The sequence below is a fragment of the Streptomyces sp. NPDC042638 genome, from assembly GCF_040647235.1.
GTDB classification, from domain to species: domain Bacteria; phylum Actinomycetota; class Actinomycetes; order Streptomycetales; family Streptomycetaceae; genus Streptomyces; species Streptomyces rameus.
In genome coordinates, this window is the sequence record NZ_JBEZBT010000035.1 from 1 (window position 1) to 6,097 (window position 6,097).

The window sequence follows — 6,097 nt, forward strand, 5'->3', positions numbered from 1 at the left end:
GCGGCGTTCCTGCTGCTGCGCGAGCACCTGGAGGCGGTGCTGTCCACACTGGGCGAGCGGGAGCGCAAGGTCGTCCAGCTGCGGTACGGACTGGCCGACGGGCGTCCGCGCACGCTGGAGGAGATAGGGCGCATCTTCGGCGTGACGCGAGAGCGGATACGGCAGATCGAGTCCAAGACCCTCAACAAGCTCCGGGACCACGCCTTCGCGGACCAGCTGAGGGGCTACCTGGACTGACGGGGGACCGCCGTGCGGCGGCCCCCCGTGCCCCGTGCCCCGTGGGCCCTAGTCCACCTCGGCCACGGCCTGCGCGAACTGGGCCTTGTACAGCCGGGCGTACGCCCCGTCGGCCGCCAACAGCTCCGTGTGCGCGCCCTGTTCGACGATCGACCCGTTCTCCATCACGAGGATCGTGTCGGCGTCCCGGATCGTCGACAGCCGGTGCGCGATCACGAACGACGTCCGGCCGGCCGCCAGCTTGGCCATCGCCTTCTGGATCAGCACCTCCGTACGCGTGTCCACGGAACTCGTCGCCTCGTCCAGCACCAGGATCACCGGGTCGGACAGGAACGCCCGGGCGATGGTGATCAGCTGCTTCTCACCGGCGCTGACGCCCGTGCCCTCGTCGTCGATCACCGTGTCGTACCCGTCGGGCAGCGTACGGATGAAGCGGTCCGCGTGCGCGGCCCGCGCCGCGTCCTCGATCTCGCCCCGGGTGACCTCGCGCGTCGCGCCGTACGCGATGTTCTCCGCGATGGTGCCGCCGAACAGCCAGGTGTCCTGGAGCACCATGCCGATCCCGGCCCGCAGTTCGTCCCGGGTCATCCTCCGGACGTCCACGCCGTCCAGGGTGATCCGGCCGCCGGAGACGTCGTAGAACCGCATCAGCAGATTGACCAGCGTGGTCTTGCCGGCACCGGTCGGGCCGACGATCGCCACCGTGTGCCCCGGCTCGACCGTGAGCGACAGGTCCTCGATCAGCGGCTTCTCCGGGTCGTACCGGAACGACACGTGCTCCAGGCGCACCCGCCCGCGCAGCTGTGCCGGCCGCTCGGCGGGCACCGGGTCCGCCTCCTGCTCCTCGGCGTCGAGGAGTTCGAAGACCCGCTCCGCCGAGGCGACACCCGACTGCACCAGGTTCGCCATCGACGCGACCTGCGTCAACGGCATGGAGAACTGGCGCGAGTACTGGATGAACGCCTGGACGTCACCGATGGAGAGGGCGCCGGAAGCGACGCGCAGACCGCCGACGACCGCCACCAGCACGTAGTTCAGGTTCGACACGAACATCATCAGCGGCTGCATCACACCGCTGTTGAACTGCGCCTTGAACCCGGCCTCGTACAGCGCCTCGTTCTGCTCGGCGAACCGCTGCGCCGACTCCTCCTGCCGTCCGAACACCTTCACCAGGGTGTGCCCGGTGTACATCTCCTCGATGTGGGCGTTCAGCTTGCCGGTGGAGCGCCACTGCTGCACGAAGTGCGGCTGCGACCGCTTGCCGACCCGGGTGGCGACCACGAACGACAGCGGCACGGTGACGAGCGCGACCAGCGCCAGCAGCCAGGAGACCCAGAACATCATCACCAGGACGCCGACGATGGTCAGCACCGAGTTGATCAGCTGGCCCATCGACTGCTGGAGCGTCTGCCCGATGTTGTCGATGTCGTTCGTCGCCCGGGACAGCACCTCACCGCGCTGGCGCTTGTCGAAGTACGACAGCGGCAGCCGGGACAGCTTCGTCTGCACGTCCTCCCGCATCCGGTACATCGTGCGGTTGACGGACCGGTTGACCAGCCGGGTCGCGACCGCCATCAGCAGGCCCGCGACCAGGAACGTGCCGAGGGCGAGCAGCAGGATGTTCCCGACGGCATGGAAGTCGATGCCCTTGCCGGGAGTGAAGTCCGTGCTCTTGAGCATGTCCGCGACCCGGCCCTGGCCGCGCTCGCGCATGGAGGCGAGCACCTGCTCCCTGGTGGCGCCCTGCGGCATCCGCCGGCCGATGATGCCGGCGAACACCAGGTCGGTGGCCTTGCCGAGGATCTTCGGGCCGACCACGCTCAGGCCCACGCTGAGCACCACGCACAGCAGCAGGCAGTAGATGGTGAACCGTTCCGGTCTGAACTGGGCGACGAGCCGTTTGCCCGACCCCTTGAAGTCCATCGAGCGCTGGTCGGGTCCCCCCGCCATCATGCGTCCCATGGGCCCGGCCATCAGGCGGCCTCCGCTTCCGTCAGCTGGGAGAGCACGATCTCCCGGTAGGTCTCGTTGGTCGCCATCAGTTCGGCGTGCCGGCCGGAGCCGACCACCCGGCCCTCGTCCAGCACGATGATCCGGTCGGCGTCCCGGATCGTCGCCACGCGCTGGGCGACGATGACGACGGTCGCCTCGGCGGTCTCCCGGGCCAGCGCGGCGCGCAGGGCGGCGTCGGTGGCGTAGTCGAGCGCCGAGAAGGAGTCGTCGAAGAGGTAGATCTCCGGGCGCTGCACCAGCGTGCGGGCGATGGCGAGCCGCTGCCGCTGACCGCCGGAGACGTTGGTGCCGCCCTGCGCGATCGGCGCGTCCAGGCCGCCCTCCAGCTTCCGCACGAAGCCCCCGGCCTGGGCCACCTCCAGCGCGTGCCACAGCTCCTCGTCGGTGGCGTCGGGGTTGCCGTAGCGCAGGTTGGTGGCGACCGTGCCCGCGAACAGGTACGGCTTCTGGGGCACGAGTCCGACGGTCTTCGCGAGCAGCCGCGGCTCGACCTGCTGGACGTCCACGCCGTCGACGAGGACCTCGCCCTCGGTGCTGTCGAAGAGCCGGGGGACGAGTCCGAGCAGCGTCGACTTGCCGCTGCCGGTGGAGCCGATGACGGCGGTCGTCTCGCCCGGCCGGGCCACCAGGTCGATCGACTTCAGCACCGGCTCCTCGGCCCCCGGATAGCGGAAGCCCGCGCCCCGGATCTCCAGGTGCCCGTGCGCGCGCAGCTCGGTGACCGGAGCCACCGGCGGTACGACGCTGGAGTCGGTCCCGAGGACCTCCTGGATGCGCTCGGCGCAGACCTCCGCGCGCGGCACCATCATGAACATGAAGGTGGCCATCATCACGGACATGACGATCTGCATCAGATAGGCGAGGAACGCGGTCAGGTCGCCGATGGCCATGTCGCCGCTGTCGATGCGGTGGGCGCCGAACCACACCACCGCGATGGACGAGACGTTCACCACCGTCATGACGATCGGGAACATCAGGGCGAGCATCCGGCCGGTGGCCAGCTGCATCTCGGTCAGCTCGCCGTTGGCCCCGCCGAACCGGCGCTGTTCGTACTCGTCCCGGACGAAGGCGCGGATGACCCGGTTGCCGGTGATCTGCTCGCGCAGCACCCGGTTCACCGTGTCCAGCCGGACCTGCATCGACCGGAACAGCGGGCGCAGCCGGCGCACGATGAGGGTCACGCAGATGCCGAGCACCGGTACGACCGCGACCAGTACCCCGGACAGCGGCACGTCCAGACCGAGTGCCAGCACGATCCCGCCCACGCACATGATGGGCGCCGACACCATCAGGGTGAACGTCATCAGGGCCAGCATCTGGACCTGCTGGGCGTCGTTCGTCGTACGGGTGATGAGCGAGGGCGCCCCGAAGTGGCCCACCTCACGCGCGGAGAAGGACTGCACCCGGTCGAAGACGGCACCCCGCACGTCCCGGCCGAGCGCGGAGGCGGTCCGGGCGCCGTAGTACACGGCGCCGATGTTGCACACGACCTGCGCCAGCGAGATGCCGATCATGAGGGCGCCGAAGGACAGGATGTAACCCGTGTCACCCTTCACGACACCGTTGTCGATGATGTCGGCGTTCAGCGTGGGCAGGTAGAGGGTGGCGCAGGTCTGCAGGAACTGCAGCGCCACCAGAAGGGTGATGGCTTTCTTGTAGGGCCTGAGATAGGTCCGCAGAAGTCGTATGAGCACGCTACGTCTCTCGGAGTGGGCGAAGGGAGCCGGTCGGTTGCCCCTGGCCCCTATCGTCGGACACTCCACCCGCGTTACCTCAACCGATTAACGGCGGTGTTCCTGCACGCCCTTCTCTTTTCGGGATATAGCGCCCACTTCTGCCTTCTAGGAGCCGAATGCTCCGGGGTGGGTCTGCTCGCGTACGGCCGTGAACTGCTGGCGCACCGCCTGTCCCACGGCCAGCTCCTCGCCCGGCTCCAGCACCTGGGCCGCCGCGCCCTGCCAGGCCGGCGGGGTGCGCGGGTCGAGGGTGCCCTGCGAGACGCCGAGCGCCCAGGCCGCCTGCCGGGCCGCGCCGATTGCCGCGTAGTCCGCCGGCTGCGGTACGACGACCTGCGCGCCGAACAGCGACGGCGCCGCCGCCTGCACGGCGGGGAGTTCGGCGGCCGGGCCGAGCAGGAAGATCCGCCGTACCTCCACGCCCCGCCCGCGCAGCACGTCGAGCGCGTCCGCGAGGCCGCACAGCATGCCCTCGAAGGCGGCCCGCGCCAGGTGCTCCGGCTTCATCGACTCGCGTCGCAGCCCCGCGAGGGTGCCCGCGGTGTGCGGCAGGTTCGGCGTCCGCTCGCCCTCCAGGTACGGCAGCAGCACCAGCCCGTGCGAGCCCGGCGTGGACTTCATCGCCAGGTCGGACAGGCTCTCCAGGTCCGGCAGGCCGAGCAGCTCCACGGTGCCGCGCAGGGTGCGTACGGCGTTCAGGGTGGTGACGACCGGCAGGTGCATACCGGTGGCGTCGGCGAGGGAGGTGATCATCCCGGACTGGTCGGCGAGGGCCTCGGGATGCACGGCCATCACGGACCCGGAGGCCCCGAGCGAGACGACCGCGTCCCCGAGCCCGAGCCCCAGCCCGAAGGCGGCGGCCATGGTCTCCCCGGTGCCGGCGGAGATCAGCAGCCCCTCCGGGGTCGTACCGGCCGCGTCGGACGGGCCGATCACCTCCGGCAGCATCGCCTGGTGGCCGAGCGCCAGCTCGACCAGGTCGGGCCGGTAGTTGCCGGTGGCCGCCGACCAGTACCCGGTGCCGGAGGCGCCGCCGCGGTCGGTGGTCCGGCGCGTGGGCCGGCCGAGCAGCTGCCAGACGAGCCAGTCGTGGGCCTGCAGCAGAACGGCCGTGCGCCGGGCGTTCTCCGGTTCGTTCTTGGCGAGCCAGCGCAGCTTGGTGACCGGCTGGGCCGCCTGCGGCACGGATCCGACCGCGTGGGCCCAGGCCTCCCGGCCGCCGAGCGCGTCCACGAGATCGGCCGCCGCGACCTGCGCCCGCTTGTCGCCGCCGACCAGGGCCGGACGGACGGTGTTGCCCTGGGCGTCCAGCGGGATCAGCGCGTTCTGCTGCGCGGAGACGCCGATGGCCTGGACGCCCTCCAGCAGACCGCCCCCCGCGGCCTCGCCCAGGGAGAGCAGCCAGGCCTGCGGGTCGACGTCGCTCGGGCGCGCGCCGTCCGGCGCCTCGACCGGGTGCGGCGCGTATCCCTGGCGGAGTACGGCGCCGGTGTCTGTGTCACAGACCACGATGCGCGTGAAATCGGGCGAGCTGTCCAAGCCGGCGACTATCCCCATGCCTGAGAATTTTGCCGTATCGCCGGGGCTGCTCCGGCCGGGGGCGGTCCGGTGATCGTCAGGTGTTGCTCGTGCCGTTGCTCGTACCCCAGTCGTCCTCCGCCGTTCCGTCGACGTTCCGCTCCCGCAGGGACCGCACCCGCTGGGCCACGGACTCAGGGACCCGGTCCCCGACCTTGTCGCTCACCGTGTGGAAAGCCTTGCCGGCGTAGACGCGGCCCTGCTGGGCGGCCGATTCGGCGGTGTTGCGCACCGCGGGGTTCTGCGCGATCTGCCGGGCCGACTTCTTCAGCTGCTCGTAGCGCTCCCGTCCGGCCCTCGTGCCGAGTACGTAACCGAGGGCCAGTCCGGCGAAAAACGTGAGCCGATAGCGCATGGCTGCCACCCTTCCCGTGTGTAGGTCTCTGGTGCGGCGCTGGCGCCGGGGAGTACCGATTGGCGGAGCACCCCCCTGCTTGCGCTAATGTATGTGTCGCAGCGAGCGCCCGCCCCCTGGCGAATACCCAGGTAGGTACGTTCGATGCAACGAGGCGATCCTCCGTAGCTCAATTGGA

5 protein-coding genes and 1 tRNA gene (1 of these 6 cut by a window edge) are annotated in these 6,097 nt (G+C 70.3%); 2 read left to right on the forward strand and 4 right to left on the reverse strand.

The window, feature by feature from the left end; all coding sequences use genetic code 11:
- The coding region (locus tag AB0B40_RS25140) for a sigma-70 family RNA polymerase sigma factor (RefSeq protein WP_362265679.1) at positions 1-237 on the forward strand (237 nt) is incomplete at its 5' end.
- Positions 238-285: 48 nt separating this feature from the next.
- Here AB0B40_RS25140 and AB0B40_RS25145 read toward each other — a convergent pair.
- The 4 genes from AB0B40_RS25145 to AB0B40_RS25160 form a co-directional block, all read right to left on the reverse strand.
- Entirely contained in the window at positions 286-2,211 is a 1,926-nt protein-coding gene (locus AB0B40_RS25145) for an ABC transporter ATP-binding protein (RefSeq protein ID WP_345056171.1), read from the reverse strand.
- Positions 2,211-3,944 (reverse strand): ABC transporter ATP-binding protein, encoded by a 1,734-nt coding sequence (locus AB0B40_RS25150; protein WP_362265681.1) that lies wholly within the window; start codon positions 3,942-3,944, stop codon positions 2,211-2,213. Before AB0B40_RS25150 ends, AB0B40_RS25145 begins: the two co-directional genes overlap by 1 nt.
- A 147-nt stretch (positions 3,945-4,091) precedes the next feature.
- Entirely contained in the window at positions 4,092-5,543 is a 1,452-nt protein-coding gene (locus tag AB0B40_RS25155; protein WP_345056175.1) for an FGGY family carbohydrate kinase, read from the reverse strand.
- A gap of 58 nt (positions 5,544-5,601) precedes the next feature.
- Positions 5,602-5,919: a YtxH domain-containing protein gene (locus AB0B40_RS25160; protein ID WP_345056177.1), complete on the reverse strand. Its 318-nt coding sequence runs from the start codon at positions 5,917-5,919 to the stop codon at positions 5,602-5,604.
- Between the two features lie 158 nt (positions 5,920-6,077).
- Here AB0B40_RS25160 and AB0B40_RS25165 point away from each other — a divergent pair.
- Positions 6,078-6,097: transfer RNA gene (locus AB0B40_RS25165), tRNA-Asn, on the forward strand (it continues 153 nt past the right edge of the window).